The sequence below is a fragment of the Actinokineospora pegani genome (assembly GCF_009745975.1).
In the GTDB taxonomy this organism is placed as follows: domain Bacteria; phylum Actinomycetota; class Actinomycetes; order Mycobacteriales; family Pseudonocardiaceae; genus Actinokineospora; species Actinokineospora pegani.
The window spans coordinates 1-17,631 of record NZ_WHOL01000079.1; the positions used below are offsets into that span (position 1 = coordinate 1).

Here is a 17,631-nt window from a genome sequence, read left to right on the forward strand (position 1 = left end):
ACACCGCACGACCGTGCCTGTCGATCACACCCTGGTTCGGGTCCTCGAGCAGGGGCGGCAGAACCGAGCCCATCCAGTCGCCTCACCCACCAACCCCGTGCGCGAGGCAACCGAGCAAGCCGACACCGACCGGACCCCCTCACCCGAACCCTCCACCACACCCGCCCAACCAGGAAAAACACTAAGTAAGTGGCATTGCCGGGGGCCTGGAGCGCGGCGAGCAGGGACCACGCCGACGAGGGGGCGGGGCGCGCTGGTGCCGCCGGGGCGCACCGATGGGCAGGGCGAGGTGGGGATACGGTTTCGGGGAGAGCAGCGAGCGAAGGAGTGAGTGTGCGCCCAGAGCCGGACCCGGACCTGGGGACCCTCTACCTGGTGCCGACCCCCATCGGCGACCCCGAGGACATGACCCCGCGCGGTGTCGCGGTGCTGCGCGCGGTCGCGGTGGTGGCCTGCGAGGACACCCGGAACACCAAGACCCTGCTCGCGCCGCTGGGCGTGCGGGCGCGGCTGGTCAGCTACCACGAGCACAACGAGGAGACCCGCGGGGAGCAGTTGCTGGCCCGGCTCCTCGACGGCGAGGACGTGGCCGTGGTGTCCGACGCGGGCACGCCGTTGGTCAACGACCCCGGGTTCCGGCTCGTGGCCTCGGCCATCGACGCGGGGGTGCGGGTGCGGCCGCTGCCGGGGGCCAACGCGCCGGTGACCGCGCTGATCGGGTCGGGGCTGCCGGTGCACCGCTTCCAGTACGCGGGCTTCCTGCCGCGCAAGTCCGCTGCCCGCCGGGCCGCCCTGACCGGGTTGGCTGGCGCCGACGCGACGCTGATCTTCTTCGAGGCGCCGCACCGCCTGGTGGAAACCCTCACTGACATGCGCGAGGTGCTGGGCGACCGCCAGGCCGCCGCCGCCCGCAACCTCACCAAGAGCTCCGAGGAGTTCCTGCGCGGCCCGCTGTCGGAGCTGATCGACCTGCTGGCAGGCGAGGACCCGGTCCGGGGTCAGTTCACCCTGGTCGTCGGCGGGCTGGACAGCTCCGGAGCGGACCCGGCCAAGGAGTTGGCGGGCAAGCTCGCCACCGCCCTGGTCGCCCACGGGGCCACCGCCCGCATGGCCAGCGACGTCATCCGCGAGGTGACCGGTCTGCCGCGCAACTGGGTCTACGACCGGGTGCAGTCCGTTGAGCGCGCCGGGAAGTGAGCTGCTCCGGCTGACCGGCCGGGGCCACCACGAGATCCGCGCGACCCACGACCGCACCCTCGAACTCACCGCCGACACCGACATCACCGGGCGTGCGACCTGCGTGCTGGGCGTGGGCGCGGCCGTGGCGGGCTCGGCGCCGCCGGGGATCGCGGGGCCGGTGGACATCACCATCAGCGCGGGCGGGGCGTCGGCTGTGGTGCGGGCGGTGGCGAACTCGGCTTGGCGTCCCGGTGGTTCTGCCGTCGTGCGGCGCAGTGGGGTCCGGCTGGCGAACACGATGGCCACGGACGCCGATGCGACTGCCCGCGACCTGCCCCGGTCGCTGGCGCTGGCGTTGACCGACCCCGCTGTCGACGTGGAGGTGGTCGTGCGGCGGGGTGTGGCCGAGGGGCCGGTGTTGGTGCTGTTCCGCTCGGGGGACGATGCGCGGTTGGCGGCGGAACGGGCCGCTGCGGACGTGGTCGTCGTTGGGGAGCGCGGGTGGGACGCGGGGCTCTCGGCGTTGGGTGGTGGTGGGCGGGTGTTGGCGGTGGACGCGGACGGGTTCGCGGCTGCGGCGTTGGAGTCGGGAGGGCGTCCTTCGGTTGAGGTTTTGGGGGTGGCACCGGAGTTGGCTGTCGCGGCGGTGTGTGGGCGGCGGGCGCCGGTGGTCGTCGCGGGGGCGGTGGGGAAGAAGGAGCTCGCGCGGGTCGTTTCGGCTTATCCGGCGGCTGTGGTGGTGTTCCGGGTGCCTGGGGCTGGGTTGGGTGGGGCGTTGGACGCGGCGGTCAAGGCTGTCGGAACGCGGGCGGGGGCCGTGGGTGTGGATGAGCGGCCGGTGTGGGGGGTGGTTGAGGAGTTGCGGTTGTTGGAGCCTCGGGGGGAGGTGTGGTGTGCGTTGGAGCCGGTGGTGGAGGACGTGGGTGGGGAGGTGGGGGCGCCGGAGGAGTTCATCGTGGGGTTGTTGGGGCAGGGGGTTTCGGCTACTACGGTGGTGCGGGCGTTGGCTGGGGTGCCGGGGTGGTCGCGGAAGCGGGCTTACGACGAGGTGTTGCGGCTTAGCGGAAAGTAGGTGTGTGGGATGGGGCCTTGCTTGCGGCTGGGTGGGGCCTGTCCCGTGGGCCGCGGAGTGTGCAACTCCACGAGGCCCAGGGATGACAGGGCAAGTGGGTGGGATGAGGGAGCGTGGTTTGTGTGGTGGAGGGAGCTTTGAGGCGTGTTCGCAAGGGGTGATGCGGGGTGCGGACGCGGGATAAGCCCTGGCTTTGTGGAGTGGGGCAGGGCGCTGAGTTAGTCGCCGATGGTGCCGGTCAGGGCTAGGACCTCTAGGCGGTCGCGGGTGGAGTTGAGGCGGCGGGTCCAGGAGGTGGAGAGGGCGGCGATCTCTTCGGCGTTCAGGTAGGCGGCGGTGGTCAGGTGCCAGCCTGCCGCTTCGAGGGCGGGGGCCAGGGTGGCCATGGCCGACCCGGGGGTGGGCTCGGGGTGGTCGCCGACCTCGGGGACGGGGGGTTGCCAGGCGTGCAGGTTCAGGGTGATGAGGAAGGTGGCTCCGGGCTGGCAGGTGGCGGCCATGCCGCGCAGCATGGCCGGGTCGGAGCCCAGGACGCCGCGCAGCAGGCTGCCCCAGGGCATGAGGACGTGCAGTTCGGTGAAGCCGGTGAGGCCCTCGGGAAGGCTCTCGGCCGCCGCCCACACGTAGAGCAGGTTGGGCAGGCCGCCCTTGGCCGGTTTGGCGGCGGCCTTGGTGGCGGCCTTGCGGAAGTTGTCCTTGGCCGCGTCCAGGCCCACGACCAGGGTGTCGGGGCGGGTGCGGGCCAGGTGGAACGGGTGCTTGCCGTCGCCGGTGCCGATGTCGAGGACGGCGTGCGGGTACTGGGCGCGGAGGGTGGCGAACTCGGCCGCGGGGAGCTCGGTCGTCTGCTTTCCGGTCACGCGGCGCATGCGGCAAGCCTAGACAGGCCCCGGCTGGGAACGGGGCGGACCCCGGCACGCTGGGTGGGGGCGCCGGGGTCCGCGGGGTGTCACCGGCTGGTGGCGGTGGCGTCCTTCCCCGGACCGGTGACGAAGCCTGAACCAGGTGTCTTCTCGGAAGACGACTCGACGTGTTGTGCGTCAACGGGTACCAGCAGAGACAGGGCGCTACCACTGGATCACCACCGGTGACCATCCAGTGTGGAACAAAAAGGTGGCTTGCTCCCCAGGTGGGTGAAACCCCCTTGGGGTGACCGCGGTGGCGATGACGAAACGGGAGGCACAGAGCGGCGATCTGTCGCTCAATCGGGGTTGTCAATCGTGACAGGCCACTCGATTGGCGGTTTCACCATGCAGGAATAGCGAACAGCCGCGAGCGCGCGGGAATCGGCGAATAATCCACGAATCACTGCCAGGGGGAGTTGACCTCGTTGGTCAGCGCCGAGACGAGGTCGGGGTACACCGCCACGACTTCCTGGATGCCGGTGACCATCAACGTGGTGAGCGCCGCCCCCGGCCCGGCGGCGACGCGCAGCAGCTTGCCCCGGTGCAGGCAGTGGTAGTGCGCGCGCAGGAACAAGGGGGCGCTGCCCACGCTGAGGAAGCTCACCTCGGTCAGGTCGACGACCACGAACCGCTTGAGCGTCTGCTCCTCGCAGGCGTCGAGCACCTGTTCGCGCAGTGGGGCCTCGCCCGCGAGGTCGACCCGGCCCACCACCGCCACGACGGTGGCGGAGCGGGTGCCGCGGGTGGTGACGCGGAGGGCCTCGCTCACGGCGGGTACCTCCGGGCGGGTCCGGGGAGCGGCGGAGGCCGCTCGAGTTCCGAGGAACTATAACGGGATCGGACCCGAGATCGCCTCGATGGCGGCTCTCGTGACGCAGGTTCGTTTCCCGCATTCCCCCGTCCTGGGGATCGACACGTCGGACGGGGGCGCTACCGCGCCGGAAAGTGTCGGTCCCCACCGTTAGCGTGCCGGGCATGGGGAATCAGCACATGGGGGGCCGGTATGCGGACGACGACAGGGAGTGGGCGTTCAGCCCTGCGCCAGGCGCGGCGGGAAGCCGCCGGTCGCCACGGGGCCCCAGCGCTCGATGGTGACCCGGATCAGGCACTTGCCCTGGCGGGCCATCGCCGCGCGGTACTCGTCCCAGTCCGGGTGCTCGCCGGAGATGGAGCGGAAGTACTCGACCAGCGGCTCCAGCGCCTCCGGCAGGTCGAGCACCTCGGCGGTCCCGTCGACCTGGACGTAGGGGCCGTCCCAGTCGTCGGAGAGCGCGCAGATCGACACGGCCGGGTTCCGCTTGGCGTTGCGGGACTTCACCCGCTCCGGGTAGGTGGAGATGACGACGCGCCCCTCGGCGTCCACGCCGTAGGAGACCGGGGAGAGCTGCGGGCGGCCGTCTGCGCGGGTCGTCGACAGCAGGCACTTGCCGCGCTCGCGCAGGAAGGAGAGGAGGTCGTCGCGGTCGGGCCTGATCGCTGTGGCGGTGCGGGGCATGACTTCGACCCAACCACACCGCGCTGGCCGCCGCGGGTCAGCGCGGGACCGGGAAGGCGGCCACGACCGGTTCGACCAGGCTGCCCACCCAGACCGTGCCGTGGTGCTCGCGCACGCCCGTGGCCATGTGGAAGTCGGCGGGCTCGCCGTAGAAGTCGTGCACCGTGGCGCCGGTCACGGGATCGATGGCGCGCACCCACACCGTGCGCTGCGGGCTGGGCTGGAGCTTCTGCGGCAGCAGCCACAGCGCCTTGCGGAGCGCGGGCGGGCCCGCCACCAGCCGGTCCACCTTGGGGTCGCGCGGGCTGGCGTAGGCGATCCAGACCAGGCCGTCGGTGCCCAGGGACATGTTGTCGGCGAACCCCGGCTGGTCGTCGACGAAGACCTCGGACTCCCCCGTCGCCGTGGCGACCTTGAGCAGCCGGTAGGCGGCCATGTCCGAGACGATCACGGCCGACCCGTCCGGGGTGAGGGCGACGCCGTTGGCGAAGGCGAGGCCGTCGACCAGGACCTCGACCGCGCCGTCCGGGTCGCGGCGCAGCAGCCTGCCGGTGGCGGAGTGCTCGATGATGTCGGCGCGGTAGTCGGCGAGGTCGTACCGACTGGTGGAGTCGGTGAAGTAGACCGCGCCGTCGGCGGCGACGGCCGCGTTGTTGCACAGCCGCAGCCCGTGCTCGCCCCGGGCCACCAGGACCTCGACGTGGCCGCCGTCGAGGGCCAGCAGGCCGCGTGCGGCGTCGCAGACGACCAGCCTGCCGTCTGGGTGGCGTTCGACGCCCAGCGGCCGCCCGCCGGTGTCGGCGATGGTGCGGGGCGCGCCGCCGCGCGGGTCCAGGCGGACCACGCGGCCGTCGGCGAGCCCGGTCACCACCGAGCCGTCGACGTCGACCAGGACGTCCTCGGCGCCCTCGCCGCCCGCGTCGTGCAGGGTCAGCGCGGGCAGGGGCGCGGGCGTGGGCTTGGGCCCGGGAGGGGGCGCGTGCCACACGACGGGTTCGATACTCGGACGACCCACACTGGTCTCCTTCGGAAGAGCGGTTACCGGTAGCTGAGCAGGTCCCGCCGTGGGCCCTCGAAGTGGGCGTGGTCGTTGAACGACACCAGCGACGCCCCGGCGCGCCCGTGCACGACCTTGGTCACCGCCGCGTTGACCACGACGCGGTTGAGCGCGACCACCGAGGCCCCGCCGAGCAGCCGGGACGCGAGCGCGGCCAGGATGCCGCCGGAGGTGAACACGACGCCCACTCCCCCGGACCCGAGGTCCTCGGCCAGCTCGACCAGCGCGGCCCACGCCCCGTCGGCGAACTGGGCGAACCCCGGCGTGGTCGCGTCGACCCACTGCTGCAGCGCCCGGTCGAGGACGGCCTGGAACTCGCGGGGCGAGGTCGGCGGCTCGACGTCCTCCCGCTCCGCAAGCGCTTGCACCAGCCCGATGTGGTCGTACTCGTTCCACCGGGGGTCCTCCTCGACCGGCAGGTCGAGCCCGGCGACGGCGAGCGCGGTGACCGCTGTGGCCCGCTGCCGCGACAGGCTGCCCGCCACGGCGCGCACCGGGGTGATCCCACGGGCCCGCAGGGCCTCGCCGACGACCTTGGCCTGCAGCTCGCCGTTGGGCGAGAGCACGTCGTAGTCCGCCGCGCCGAACGACGCCTGCCCGTGGCGGACCAGGTAGATCGCACTCATGTCCTTGGCCTCACGCTCTGTTGACCACTTCACGGCAGCGCCACTCCAGGTAGCCCACGAACATCCAGAAGTCCTTGAACCTCGGGTTGGTGGTCTGCCCGTGGTGGAAGCGGTAGTAGATCTGCTGCATGATCACCGCCAGCCGGAACAGCCCGAACGCCTCGTAGAACGCCCAGTTGTCCGGGCTCAGGCCCATCCGCGCGCAGTAGTGCTCGACCAGCTCCGCGCGGCTGAGCATGCCGGGCAGGTGCGTGGGCTGGCGGCGGGCCTGCTGGAACACCGCGTCGTCGTCGGCCTCGATCCAGTACGCCGCCGCGCCGCCCAGGTCCATCAGCGGGTCGCCGAGGGTGGACATCTCCCAGTCCAGCACGCCGACCACGGCCAGGGAGTCGTCGAGCACCACGTTGTCGAAGCGCCAGTCGTTGTGGATGACGACGGTCGCCACGTCCTCGGGCTGGTTGTCCGCCAGCCACGCCATGACGGCCGCGAAGTCGGGCACGTTGTCGGTGCGCGCGGCGGTGAACCGCCTGGACCACCCGGCGACCTGCCTGCCGACGTACCCCGCGCCCTTGCCCAGGTCGGTGAGCCCGGCGGCGCCCGGGTCGACCCGGTGCAGGTCGACGAGCCGGTCGACCAGCGCCGTCGACAGAGCGCGGGCGGCCTCGGGCTCGAGCCGCATGCCCTCGGGCAGGTCGTTGCGCAGGATCGTGCCCTCGACCCGCTCCATGACGTAGAAGTCGGAGCCGATCACCGACTGGTCCTGACACAGGCCGAGCACGGTCGGCACGTACGGGTAGACCGGCTTGAGCGCGCTCTGCACCCGGAACTCGCGGCCCATGTCGTGCGCGGAGGCCGCCTTCCTGCCCGCGGGCGGGCGGCGCAGGATCAGCTCGCGGTCCGGGTAGGACAGCAGGTAGGTCAGGTTCGACGCGCCGCCGGGGAACTGCTTGACCGCGGGCGGTCGCGCGGGCAGTCCCTCCACAACGGACCCGAGCCAGGCGTGCACGGCCGCGGTGTCGAAGCTGTCCTCGGCGCGCAGCTCACCCGCCTGGTCGCGGGTGGTCACGCGATCCTCCGCACGACCGGCAGCGGCAGGACGCGCATCGCGAAGCCGATCGCGGTCCACGGCCACGACGGCGAGCAGGCGGTGGTCGACTCGCGCTCGATGGCCTTCACCATCGACCGCACGCCGGGCACGGTGTCGACCATGAGCGGGGTCTTCTTGACCTTCTCGTTCATCTCCGACCGGATGTAGCCGGGGAAGATGGTGGAGACCTTGATCTTCGTGCGCATCAGGTCGGAGCGGATGCCCTCGGCGAGGGCGGCGACCCCGGCCTTGGTGGCGGCGTAGGTGGTGACGTTCCCGCGCATCCCGCGCATGGCGCTCATCGAGGAGATGACGACCAGGTGCCCGGCCCGCTGCTCGCGGAAGATCTCCACCGCCGCCTCGCACTGGGCCAGCGCGGCGACGAAGTTGGTCTCGGCGGTCTGCTTGTTGGCGTGGAAGTTGCCGGTGCCGACCGGCTGCCCCTTGCCCAGGCCCGCGTTGACGATGACGCGGTCGATGCTGCCCAGTTCCTCGCGCGCCTCGCCGAAGACCTTGAACACCGCGTCGTGGTCGTTGACGTCGAGCGCCTTCACCAGGACCTTGATGCCGGGGTAGGCCCCGGTCAGTTCGGCCTTGAGCTGGTCGAGCCGGTCGGTGCGCCGGGCGGTGATCACCAGGTTGCGACCCAGCGCCGCGAACTGGCGGGCCATCTCCGCGCCGAGGCCGGAGCTGGCCCCGGTGATGATGGTGTTCTTGCGGCTCACAGATCCTCCTGCTTCTCGGCGGCGGCGATTTCCGCGTCAGCCGCGTCCACCTTGACACGCAGCCGGTCCCAGAACGAGATGACCTGCGCCTCGTAGGCCTCGGGCTTGGCGCGCTTGAACTCGTGGGACTGGCGGCCGTCCTCGTGGGTCAGCACCAGGAACTGGTTGGCCGCCACGCCCGCGACGACCTGGTCGGCGACGTCCTCGGCGGTGACGGTCGCGGCGGCCATCAGCTTGCGGGCCACGTCGACCTCGGGCACGTCGGGGTTGCGCGCGGCGTCGGGCAGGTTGGTCTGGAAGAACCCGGGGCACACGACGGTCGTGCCGATCCCGTACGGGGCCAGCTCGAACCGCAGCGTCTCCGACAGCGACAGCACCCCGGCCTTGACCACGTTGTACGGGCCCATGGCTGGCAGGTTCATGATCGCGGCCATCGAGGCGACGTTGACGAAGTGCCCCGAGCCCTGCGCCTTGAACAGCGGCGTGAAGGCGCGGCAGCCGCGCACCGGGCCCTTGAGGTTGATGTCGATGATCCAGTCCCAGTCGGCCATCGGGACCACCTCGATGCGCCCGCCCAGGCCGACGCCCGCGTTGTTGACCACCACGTCGACGCCCTGCCACTCCATCATCACCCAGGCGATCGCGGTCTCCCACGACTCGTCCGAGGTCACGTCGAGCCGCAGCGACTCCGCGCCCAGCTCCGCGGCGACGGCCGCCGCGGCGGCCTCGTCCACGTCGGTGACGAGCACCCGCGCGCCGTCGCGCGCCCACCGGGCGGCCAGCGCCTTGCCGAGACCGGACCCCGCTCCGGTGACCAGGACGCGGGCGCTCACGGCAGGTACTTCTTGAGCTCGATGCGGGCGACGACGCCCTGGTGGACCTCGTCGGGCCCGTCGGCCAGGCGCAGCGCGCGGGCGCCCGCGTAGGCCGCGGCCAGCGGGAAGTCGTCGGTCATCCCGGCGCCGCCGTGCAACTGGATGGCCATGTCGATGACCCCGAGAGCCATGTTGGGAACCACCACCTTGATCTGCGAGATCTCCGACAGGGCGCCGCGCACCCCGTGCGTGTCGAGCTTCCACGCCGTGCTCAGCACCAGCAACCGCGCCTGCTCGATGGCGATGCGCGCGTTGGCGATGCGCTCGCGGTTGCCGCCGAGGTTGGCCAGCGGCTTGCCGAAGGCGACCCGGTCGGTGGCGCGGGTGCAGGCGTACTCCAAGGCCTTCTCCGCCAGGCCGATCAGCCGCATGCAGTGGTGGATGCGGCCGGGCCCGAGCCTGCCCTGGGCGATCTCGAAGCCGCGGCCGGGTCCGGCGATGACGGCCTCGATGGGCAGGCGCACGTTGGTGAAGGAGATCTCGCCGTGGCCGGACGGGGCGTCGAGGCGGCCGAAGACGGGCAGCATCCGCTTGACCTCGACGCCGGGGGTGTCCAGCGGGACCAGGACCATGGAGTGCCGGGCGTACTTGTGCGCCTCCGGGTCGGTCAGGCCCATGAAGATGGCGACCTCGCAGTTCGGGTGGCCGATGCCGGTGGAGAACCACTTGGTCCCGTTGAGCACGACGTCGTCGCCGTCGACGATCGCGGTGGCGGCCATGTTGGTGGCGTCGGAGGACGCGACGTCGGGCTCGGTCATGCAGAACGCCGACCGGATCTCGCCCGCGAGCAGCGGTCCGAGCCACCGCCGCTTCTGCTGCTCGCTGCCGAACATGTGCAGGACTTCCATGTTCCCGGTGTCGGGCGCGGAGCAGTTGAAGACCTCGGGGGCGATCGCGGAGCGGCCCATCAGCTCGGCCAGCGGGGCGTACTCGGTGTTGGTGAGCCCCGCGCCGTGCTCGGGGTCGGGCAGGAACAGGTTCCACAGCCCGGCGGCCTTGGCCTTGGCCTTGAGCTCATCGATGACCGGGAGGACCACCCACGGATCGTCGAGGGCCGCGAGCTCGCGGTGGTAGCCCTCCTCGACCGGTTCGACCTCGGCGCGGATGAACTCCCCCACCCGCTCGAGGTACTCGGCGGCGCGGGGCGTGTGCGCGAAGTCCACGGGCTAGCCTCCCTGTCGACCCTATTGAGCAGTGCTCAATAAGCTACCGCTTAGTAGCGGCGGGCTCAACACCCCGATCGGAGGCCGGATGACCCGGGAGCGGCGCACGGCCGAGGACCGGCGCAGGCAGTTGATCGGCATTGGCCTGCGGATGCTCACCGCCCGCCCGATCCACCAGGTGACGATCGACGAGGTGGCGGGCGAGGCCGGCATCTCGCGCAGCCTGCTGTTCCACTACTTCCCCACCAAGCAGGACTACTGCGTGGAGGTGGTCCGCGCGGCCTCGCGGCGGCTGCTGCGGGAGGCGGGGGCGGACACGGTGGCGGGGATGGTGGCCGGGTACGTGGCGTTCATCCAGCGGCGGCGGACCCAGTACGTCGGGCTGTTCCGGGGTTCCGGGCAGGACGACTGGGTGCGGGAGATCCACGACGGGACGCAGGCGGAGCTGACGGCGCGGGTGCTGAAGGCGCTGGGGGTGGCGGCGACACCGGGGCTGGAGGTGGCCGTGCGGGCTTGGTGGGCGTTCACGGAGGAGCTGGTGATCGAGTCGGGCGGGCGGGGTTCGGCGGACCAGGAGGCGCTGACCCGGCTAGCTCTGTCCACTCTGGACCACGTGGTGCGGGAGGCTTGAGCCGGTCAATCCACGCGCGCGTGCCTGCCCGGCGGACCTTGCTCGCGCAAGCCCCCCCAGGCGCGCGCGGACGCGGCTGGGCAGGATCGCCCGCAGGAGCCACAGGACGGCCAGCCCCAGCGGCCACAGCGCCAGGACCAGGAAGCCCAACGCGACCCACTCGAAGCTGGTGTCGGCCAACAGCGCCACGGGGATCAGGCAGAGGAAGACGACCGCGAGCCGCTGGACCACTGCGACGAGGCATGCCAGCCTGTCGATGACCTCGTCCGGCACGCGGTCCACCACCGAGCCCAAGACCTTCTCCACCCGGTTCACCCCACGATGATGCCATCGGCGGGGCGCCCGGAACCTGAAGATCGGCGATGGGAAGCCGGAGCCCCGCCACCGGTGCGGTGGCGGGGCTCCGGGGGCGCTGGTGTGTCAGGAACCCACGTACAGCAGCAGGTTCGGGGTGCCCGACGAGGCGTTGGTGATCTTGTCGGCGCTGGCCGCGCCGGTCAGGGCCGCCTCGATGTCGGCGGGGGTGGCGCCCGGGTCGCGCGCCAGGTGCAGCGCGGCGGCGCCCGCGACGTGCGGGGAGGCCATCGAGGTGCCCGAGATGGTGTCGGTGGCGTCGGCGCCGCCGATCCAGGTGGAGGTGATGTCCACGCCGGGGGCGTAGAGGTCGACGGCATCGCCGTGATTGGAGAACTCGGCCTGGGCGTCGGCGTCGTCGGAGGCGGCCACGGTGATGGCCTCGGAGACGCGGGCCGGGGAGAAGCCGTTCGCGTCGGCGGAGGAGTTGCCCGCCGCGACCGCGAAGGTCACGCCCGCCTGGATCGCGCCCCGCACGGCCGAGTCGAGCGCGGCGTCGGTCGGGCCGCCGAGGCTCATGTTGGCGACCGATGGGCCGCTGGCGTTCTGCGCGACCCAGTCGACGCCCTCGACGACGCCCTCGGTGGTGCCGCTGCCGTTCGCGTCGAGGACGCGGACCGGGACGATGTCGACGCCCGGGGCCACGCCGTGGGTCGCGCCGCCGATGGTGCCCGCGACGTGGGTGCCGTGGCCGTTCTCGTCGTCGGCGTCGGTGTCGCCGTCGATCGCGTCGTAGCCCGCGCCCACGCGGCCGCCGAAGTCGGTGTGCGCGGCGTTGACGCCGGTGTCCACGACGTAGGCGGTGACGCCCGCGCCGTCGGAGGCCGCGGTGTAGCCGTCGTCGAGCGGCAGGTCGGCCTGGTCGATGCGGTCCAGGCCCCAGGACGCGGTGGCGTCGACGGTGAACCGCTGGTTGGCCTGGACGTAGGCGACCGAGCTGTCCGCCGCCAGCTTCTTGGCCTGCGCCTCGTCCATGCGGACGGAGAACCCGTTGAGCGCCGAGTCGTAGGTCTTGCCGACCGCGCCGCCGTAGGAGCCCGCCAGCGTGGTGGCCTGCGTGCCGACCTGCGCCGATCGGACGGTGTCCTTGAGGACGACGATGTAGCTGCCCTCGACGGCGTTGCCGCTGTCGGCCAGCAGGATCCGCCCCTCCGCCGCCTGGGCGGGGGTGGCGGCGAGCGCGGCGACCGCCGCCGCCGCGCCGACGAGACCGATACCCGCGGCGAGCCTGCCCCGCCCGCCTTCGCGCCTGGTGTTCATCCGGAAACCTTCCGTTCGCCCCGACAGAACGCTCTGACACGGAGAACGGCGATCTCAGTCACTCTCCGCGTCGTTGCTTGAGTGTTATGCAACGCGCGGACAGAACCTCCCGGCAATGCTTCACAGTTGCCGGAACTGGTGCGAATGGAGTAAACGAACGCCCCCGTGCGTACCAACCCGCTCACTGGCGACACCGTGGCCGATTAACGCTGGAACCTATGACAACGATCGAGTTTCAGCAGCTCAGAGCAGCCACAAGGACAACGAGGGAGATCTCTTGGTGATTAGTTTTCCAAGATCGAGACAAAAGCGAAACTCGTTGTTGCGAGCTCGGTATCCGGCCTAGTCGCGGTCGTTTTCGCCGCGCATCCCCGACTACCGGTGCTTGCGCGGCGAAACGACCCCGTGATAAAGGAGGAATCAGCCGAAGTCGGACAGGCGCTTGCGCAGCAGCTTCCCGGTGGCGTTGCGCGGCAGCTCCTCGAGGAAGATCACGTCGCGCGGGACCTTGAACCGGGCCAGGTTGCCCTTCACGTGCTCGCGCAGGTCGTCCTCACTGGTCTTGGCGCCCTCCTCGAGCACCACGTAGGCCTTGAGCCGCTGCCCGAACTTCTCGTCGTCGACGCCGAGCACGGCCGCCTCGACCACGCCCGGGTACTCGACCAGCAGGTTCTCGATCTCGGCCGGGAAGACGTTCTCGCCGCCGGAGACGATCATGTCGTCGTCGCGGCCGTCGATGAACAGCCTGCCCTCGCTGTCCCAGTGGCCGACGTCCCCCGTGGACAGCAGGCCGTCGATGAGCTCCTTGTGGCGCCCGTCGGTGTAGCCGGCGAAGGCCAAGCCGGACCCGGCGAACACCCGCCCGGTGACCTCGGGCTCGGTGATCGCGTTGCCGTCGTTGTCGTACAGCACGACCGTGCAGCCCACCGGCGGCTTGCCCACGGTGCCCGGGGCCGCGCGCCAGTCGGCGGGGGTCGCCACGGTCACCACCGAGACCTCGGTGGAGCCGTAGAGGTTGTGGATGACGTCGCCGAACACCTTGGACGCGCGGTTGCCCAGCTCCGGGGACAGCGCGGACCCGGCGGTGAACACGATGCGCAGCGTCGAGGTGTCGTACTTGGCCAGGATCTCCGGGCCCAGGTCCATGATCCGCTGCAGCATGGTCGGGACCAGCACCATCGCGGTGGCCTTGTTGTCCTCGATCATCCGCAGCGTCGACTCCGGGTCGAACCTGCGGCGCACCACGACGGCCGAGTGCAGCGCGAAGGAGATGATGAACTGCGAGAGCCCGGTCGCGTGGAACAGCGGCGCGCCCATGACCGTGGCCTCGCCCGCGCGCAGCGGGACGCGGTCGAGGAACTGCGCGGCGGCCAGCGGCGAGCGGACCTGGCGCGGGGCGCCCTTGGGGGTGCCGGTGGTGCCCGAGGTCAGCAGCACCATGCCGCCGGGCTCCGACGGCGGGGGCAGCGCGCTGTCGTCGGACTCGGTGATCAACTGCTCCAGCGTCCTGCCCGCGGTCCTGGGGTCGTCGACCCAGGCGGTGAAGCGCGGCATCTCGTCGGGCAGCGCGGAGACCAGGTCGGTGAACTCCTGGTCGGCGACGAAGACGGTGACGCCCTCGCGGTTGGTCACGTCGACCAACTGCGGGCGGGCGAAACCGGTGTTCATCAGCAGCAGGCGCGCGCCGAGCTTGCCCGCGGCGAGCATGGTCTCCACGGCGCCGCGGTGGTCGCGGGCGAGCAGGGCGACCACGGAGTGCTCGGTGACGCCGTTGGCGGCCAGCGCGCGGGCCAGGGCGTTGGAACGCCGGTCGAGCTGGCTGAAGGTCAGCGAGCCGAGCTCGTCGACCAGGCCGATCGCCGCGCTGTCCCGGGTCGCGGCGACCCGGGCGGCGCCCGCGATGGGCCCGTACTTTCGCACCGCCATCGCGGACTTGAGGACGTGGTCGGGGCGGCTGAGCGGGACCAGTCCCGCCCGGCGCATGACGTCGACGCTGCGCACCGCCGTCGGGACCATGGCCGCAAGATCACGCACACGCGTCAGGTACTCGGTCACCGGTTCCTCCTGGCTACTCGTCAGTAGCACCGTGCCGCACCGGGTGCGGGGCCGTCAACAAGGCGACCTACCGGCGGTGGGTATCGCTCACTTCCTCCCGCTTCCGGTGGATCTTTCTTGTCGTGTGCGCGCAAGGGGCGGGATTGTCGGTGGGCAGGCGCACAATGCGCGGGTGCGGGATAGCGGGAGGGTCGTACTCGTCCCCGGGGCGGACGGCGCGGGGGTGGCCGTTGTGGACGGCGCCCCGGTCGCGGTCGACGACCTGGCCGGGTGGGTGGGGCAGGTGCAGCGCCGGTCCTCGCCGCGCTGGGTGCTGCCCTCGGTCGAGCAGCACTACCCGCCGCTGCTGGCCGCCGGGGTCCGGCTGGGCCGCTGCCACGACCTGGGCTTGACCGAGGCGGTGCTGCTGGCCTTCGCCGAGCGGCCGGGGCGCCCGCGCGGGGTCGAGGCGGCCTGGGCCAGGCTGCGCGGACTGCCCGAGCCCGAGGACCCGCGCCCGGTCACCCGGGGCGAGCAGCCCACCCTGTTCGAGGCCGCCCGCCCGGTCGTCGCCGTCGACCGGGTGCTGGCGGTGCTCGCCGACCAGGAGCGCCGCATCGCCGCGACCGCCCGCCCCGACCTGCTGCGCCTGCTGGTGGCCGCCGAGTCGGCGGGCGGGCTGGCCGCGGCGGAGATGACCCACGCGGGCCTGCCCTGGCGCGCCGAGGTCCACCTCGCGCTGCTGGCCGACATGCTCGGCCCGCGCCCGGCCCCCGGCAACCGCCCGGCCCGGCTGGCCGAGCTGGCCGCCCGGGTCTCGGTCGCCTTCGGCGGCCGCCCGGTCAACCCCGACCACCCGCCGAGCATCGTCAAGGCGTTCGCCAGGGAGGGGATCGAGGTCGAGTCGGCCCGCGCGTGGGTGCTCAAGGAGCTCGACCACCCGGCCGTCGAGCCGCTGCTGGCCTACAAGGACCTGGCCAAGCTGTGGGTGGCGCACGGCTGGTCGTGGCTGGAGAGCTGGGTGTCGGACGGGCGCTTCCGCCCGGACTACGTCGTCGGCGGTGTCGTCTCCGGCCGCTGGGCGACCAGGGGCGGGGCGGCGTTGCAGTTGCCGAAGGTGCTGCGCCGGGCGGTCCGGGCCGACCCCGGCTGGTCGCTGGTGGTCGCCGACGCCGCCCAGCTCGAACCCCGCGTCCTCGGCGCCCTGTCCGGCGACCGGCGCTTCGCCGAGGTCGCCCGCGGTGAGGACCTCTACGCGGGCCTGGCCGCCGACGCCTTCGACGGCGACCGGGGGCGGGCCAAGATCGCGATGCTCTCGGCCATGTACGGCGGCACCTCCGGGGAGGCGGGCCCGCTGCTCGCGGTGCTGCGCAAGCGCTTCCCGGTGGCGGTGGAGTACGTGGAGCAGGCGGCCAGGGCGGGCGAGGCGGGCCGTGCCGTGCGCTCGCGCCTGGGCCGGACCTCCCCACCGGGCGAGGAGGACGTGGACGAGCGCCGGGCCAGGCAGTGGGGCCGGTTCACCCGCAACTTCGTGGTCCAGGCGTCAGCGGCGGACTGGGCCCTGACGATGCTGGCGTCGCTGCGCAGGCGGCTGTTCCAGACCGAGGCGCAGATCGTCTTCTTCCAGCACGACGAGGTGATCGTGCACTGCCCGCGGGACCTGGGCGAGTGGGTCGCCGCGGAGGTCTCCGCGGCGGCGGACGAGGCGTCCGCGCTGGTGTTCGCGGGCAGCGCCGTGCCCTTCCCGCTCCAGGCGTCCATTGTGGAGACCTACGCCGACGCGAAGTGACTCGCACCCAGCGGTGCGCGCCGAGCGCGGTGTCGACCGCCCGCCAGCGCGCCGCGGCTCCAGGTGGCTCGACCACGAACGTGCGCTCGGCGGCGGCGGTCGCCAGGTCGGACACCGTGCGGGCGCGGTCCAGGCGGTCGGTGAACGCGCCCACCCACGGGCAGCGCACCACCGCCCCCGTGACCTGTGCCGTGTGGGCTGTGCGGGAGATGTTGGCCGAATCCGCCAACGACGTTCCTGTCACGCCAAGGCCCAACCATGGGAGCACTCAGCGGGGCCGGTGCATCCGGGACAATCCGACAACGCACACCAAGCCGGCCAGCGCGGAGCCCGCCAGGGTCGGGACGAGCAGGCCCGTGCCCGTCGCGCCGAAGGCCAGCCCCACCGACCACGCCGTCAGCGCCAGCGCCGCGAACCCGAGCAGTCCGACCCCCACGCACAGCAGCGGCATCAGCCGCCACAGCTCCGGCGGGCGCAGCCGGGACGTGCGCGGCAGGCCCATCACCCCGTGCACGCCCAGGCCGGCCACCCCGAGGAGGACGGCGAGGGCGAACCACACCAGCAGCCGCGACGGCACTGGCCCCCCGGCGACCAGCAGCAGGAACCCGCCCACCAGCAGCCACCCGGCGCACCGGCGCAGCAGCAGCCACAGCGCGATCCGCTGGGCACGGCCGAAGGGCACCTGCGGCCCGGGGTCTGCGCGGGCGGCGCGCACGCCCTCCAGTGTGGTCAGTCGGGCGCGGACCTCCCGGTTGCCCTGGTCCAGGCGCAGGGCGTCGATCAGGGCCCGTTTGGCCAGCGGGCGCTCGTCGGCCCAGAGCGCGGCGAGGCCCAGGATCTCGTGCGCGCGGGGCACGTCCGGGGCGACCTCGACGGCGCGGCGGGCGGCGGTCAGCGCCTCCAGCGGGGCGCGCGGGCCGTAGGCCTCGGCGAGGGCGACGTGCGCGCGCCAGTCCTCGGGGTCGCGCCGGGCCGCCTCGCGGGCGGAGACGGTGGCCTCGTCGTAGCGGCCCAGCTCGCCCAGCGCCAGGCTGGCCAGCCGGTGCGCCCAGGACCGCTCACCGAGGGTGATGGCCCGCTTCGCCGCGTCCAGGCACTGCTCGGCCTGCCCGGCGTCGAGCAGCGCGGCGGCCAGGCGGCACCAGGCGGCGGGGTTGTCCGGGTACGCGACGACGACCGGCCGCAGCAGGCTGATCGCCTCCTCGGGCCGTCCGGCGGCGGTCAGCTGCGCGGCCTCGAACAGGACGGCGTCGATCGGCGCACCCCGGTCGACCGGCTCTCCGATCGGATCGGCCATCGCACCTCCCGCCCTCGCCGCGCCCAGTGTGTCAAGCCGCTGTTCAGGTCAGGCTGCGACGCGCCCGACCTGGGACGACCGT

The 17,631-nt window shown here is 72.5% G+C and carries 17 protein-coding genes; 4 read left to right on the top strand and 13 right to left on the bottom strand.

Translation table 11 applies throughout. From position 1 onward, the window contains the following. The first annotated feature begins 333 nt into the window (after positions 1-333). Positions 334-1,197 carry a 16S rRNA (cytidine(1402)-2'-O)-methyltransferase gene (gene rsmI / locus GCL84_RS12820; RefSeq protein ID WP_197523208.1) on the top strand — a complete coding sequence of 288 codons (864 nt, stop codon included), beginning with the start codon at positions 334-336 and terminating at the stop codon, positions 1,195-1,197. Continuing rightward, complete coding sequence (locus tag GCL84_RS12825) at positions 1,178-2,251, top strand: DUF371 domain-containing protein (protein WP_156755685.1); 1,074 nt, start codon at positions 1,178-1,180, stop codon at positions 2,249-2,251. The genes rsmI and GCL84_RS12825 overlap by 20 nt, the downstream gene beginning before the upstream one ends. A gap of 218 nt (positions 2,252-2,469) precedes the next feature. Here GCL84_RS12825 and kamB read toward each other — a convergent pair whose 3' ends face one another. From kamB to GCL84_RS12870, 9 genes are all read right to left on the bottom strand, one after another. Further along, a complete protein-coding gene (gene kamB / locus GCL84_RS12830; RefSeq protein WP_156755686.1) occupies positions 2,470-3,120 on the bottom strand; it encodes a 16S rRNA (adenine(1408)-N(1))-methyltransferase KamB in 651 nt (216 codons plus the stop codon). A 436-nt stretch (positions 3,121-3,556) separates the two neighbouring features. Next, positions 3,557-3,925 (bottom strand): STAS domain-containing protein, encoded by a 369-nt coding sequence (locus GCL84_RS12835; RefSeq protein ID WP_156755687.1) that lies wholly within the window; start codon positions 3,923-3,925, stop codon positions 3,557-3,559. Positions 3,926-4,186: 261 nt separating this feature from the next. After that, positions 4,187-4,651 (bottom strand): PPOX class F420-dependent oxidoreductase, encoded by a 465-nt coding sequence (locus GCL84_RS12840; RefSeq protein ID WP_156755688.1) that lies wholly within the window; start codon positions 4,649-4,651, stop codon positions 4,187-4,189. A 37-nt stretch (positions 4,652-4,688) separates the two neighbouring features. Next, the gene (locus tag GCL84_RS12845) at positions 4,689-5,666 is read right to left on the bottom strand and encodes an SMP-30/gluconolactonase/LRE family protein (RefSeq protein ID WP_235926200.1); all 978 of its coding nucleotides are present in this window, start codon (positions 5,664-5,666) and stop codon (positions 4,689-4,691) included. A 23-nt stretch (positions 5,667-5,689) separates the two neighbouring features. Continuing rightward, positions 5,690-6,334: a histidine phosphatase family protein gene (locus GCL84_RS12850; RefSeq protein WP_156755689.1), complete on the bottom strand. Its 645-nt coding sequence runs from the start codon at positions 6,332-6,334 to the stop codon at positions 5,690-5,692. 10 nt (positions 6,335-6,344) lie between these two features. Continuing rightward, positions 6,345-7,400 (bottom strand): phosphotransferase family protein, encoded by a 1,056-nt coding sequence (locus tag GCL84_RS12855; RefSeq protein ID WP_156755690.1) that lies wholly within the window; start codon positions 7,398-7,400, stop codon positions 6,345-6,347. After that, the gene (locus tag GCL84_RS12860) at positions 7,397-8,146 is read right to left on the bottom strand and encodes an SDR family oxidoreductase (RefSeq protein ID WP_156755691.1); all 750 of its coding nucleotides are present in this window, start codon (positions 8,144-8,146) and stop codon (positions 7,397-7,399) included. The genes GCL84_RS12855 and GCL84_RS12860 overlap by 4 nt, the downstream gene beginning before the upstream one ends. After that, complete coding sequence (locus GCL84_RS12865; protein WP_156755692.1) at positions 8,143-8,979, bottom strand: SDR family oxidoreductase; 837 nt, start codon at positions 8,977-8,979, stop codon at positions 8,143-8,145. Before GCL84_RS12865 ends, GCL84_RS12860 begins: the two co-directional genes overlap by 4 nt. Further along, positions 8,976-10,184 carry an acyl-CoA dehydrogenase family protein gene (locus GCL84_RS12870; protein ID WP_156755693.1) on the bottom strand — a complete coding sequence of 403 codons (1,209 nt, stop codon included), beginning with the start codon at positions 10,182-10,184 and terminating at the stop codon, positions 8,976-8,978. Before GCL84_RS12870 ends, GCL84_RS12865 begins: the two co-directional genes overlap by 4 nt. Before the next feature lie 88 nt (positions 10,185-10,272). Here GCL84_RS12870 and GCL84_RS12875 point away from each other — a divergent pair, with 88 nt between their 5' ends. Continuing rightward, positions 10,273-10,815: a TetR/AcrR family transcriptional regulator gene (locus tag GCL84_RS12875; protein WP_156755694.1), complete on the top strand. Its 543-nt coding sequence runs from the start codon at positions 10,273-10,275 to the stop codon at positions 10,813-10,815. On the opposite strand, the gene GCL84_RS12880 is transcribed toward GCL84_RS12875, so the two are convergent. The 3 genes from GCL84_RS12880 to GCL84_RS12890 all read right to left on the bottom strand — a co-directional run bounded on the left by GCL84_RS12880 (position 10,774) and on the right by GCL84_RS12890 (position 14,445). Next, positions 10,774-11,130: a hypothetical protein gene (locus GCL84_RS12880; RefSeq protein WP_156755695.1), complete on the bottom strand. Its 357-nt coding sequence runs from the start codon at positions 11,128-11,130 to the stop codon at positions 10,774-10,776. The two genes, GCL84_RS12875 and GCL84_RS12880, sit on opposite strands and share 42 nt — an antisense overlap. A gap of 105 nt (positions 11,131-11,235) precedes the next feature. Then, positions 11,236-12,429 (bottom strand): S8 family peptidase, encoded by a 1,194-nt coding sequence (locus GCL84_RS12885; RefSeq protein ID WP_156755696.1) that lies wholly within the window; start codon positions 12,427-12,429, stop codon positions 11,236-11,238. A 420-nt stretch (positions 12,430-12,849) separates the two neighbouring features. Beyond that, complete coding sequence (locus tag GCL84_RS12890; protein WP_207710092.1) at positions 12,850-14,445, bottom strand: acyl-CoA synthetase; 1,596 nt, start codon at positions 14,443-14,445, stop codon at positions 12,850-12,852. Positions 14,446-14,656: 211 nt separating this feature from the next. On the opposite strand from GCL84_RS12890, the gene GCL84_RS12895 reads away from it, so the two are divergent. Beyond that, complete coding sequence (locus GCL84_RS12895) at positions 14,657-16,252, top strand: bifunctional 3'-5' exonuclease/DNA polymerase (protein WP_407924387.1); 1,596 nt, start codon at positions 14,657-14,659, stop codon at positions 16,250-16,252. Between the two features lie 268 nt (positions 16,253-16,520). On the opposite strand, the gene GCL84_RS12900 is transcribed toward GCL84_RS12895, so the two are convergent. Continuing rightward, the gene (locus GCL84_RS12900; RefSeq protein ID WP_156755699.1) at positions 16,521-17,549 is read right to left on the bottom strand and encodes a tetratricopeptide repeat protein; all 1,029 of its coding nucleotides are present in this window, start codon (positions 17,547-17,549) and stop codon (positions 16,521-16,523) included. Positions 17,550-17,631 lie beyond the last annotated feature (82 nt).

Excerpts from the sequence above, each read along its gene's own strand:
- kamB (WP_156755686.1), bottom strand. The coding sequence starts at position 3,120 with ATGCGCCGCGTGACCGGAAAGCAGACGACCGAGCTCCCCGCGGCCGAG.
- GCL84_RS12840 (WP_156755688.1), bottom strand. The coding sequence starts at position 4,651 with ATGCCCCGCACCGCCACAGCGATCAGGCCCGACCGCGACGACCTCCTC.
- GCL84_RS12850 (WP_156755689.1), bottom strand. The coding sequence starts at position 6,334 with ATGAGTGCGATCTACCTGGTCCGCCACGGGCAGGCGTCGTTCGGCGCG.
- GCL84_RS12875 (WP_156755694.1), top strand. The coding sequence starts at position 10,273 with ATGACCCGGGAGCGGCGCACGGCCGAGGACCGGCGCAGGCAGTTGATC.
- GCL84_RS12885 (WP_156755696.1), bottom strand. The coding sequence starts at position 12,429 with ATGAACACCAGGCGCGAAGGCGGGCGGGGCAGGCTCGCCGCGGGTATC.
- GCL84_RS12890 (WP_207710092.1), bottom strand. The coding sequence starts at position 14,445 with ATGGTCCCGACGGCGGTGCGCAGCGTCGACGTCATGCGCCGGGCGGGA.
- GCL84_RS12900 (WP_156755699.1), bottom strand. The coding sequence starts at position 17,549 with ATGGCCGATCCGATCGGAGAGCCGGTCGACCGGGGTGCGCCGATCGAC.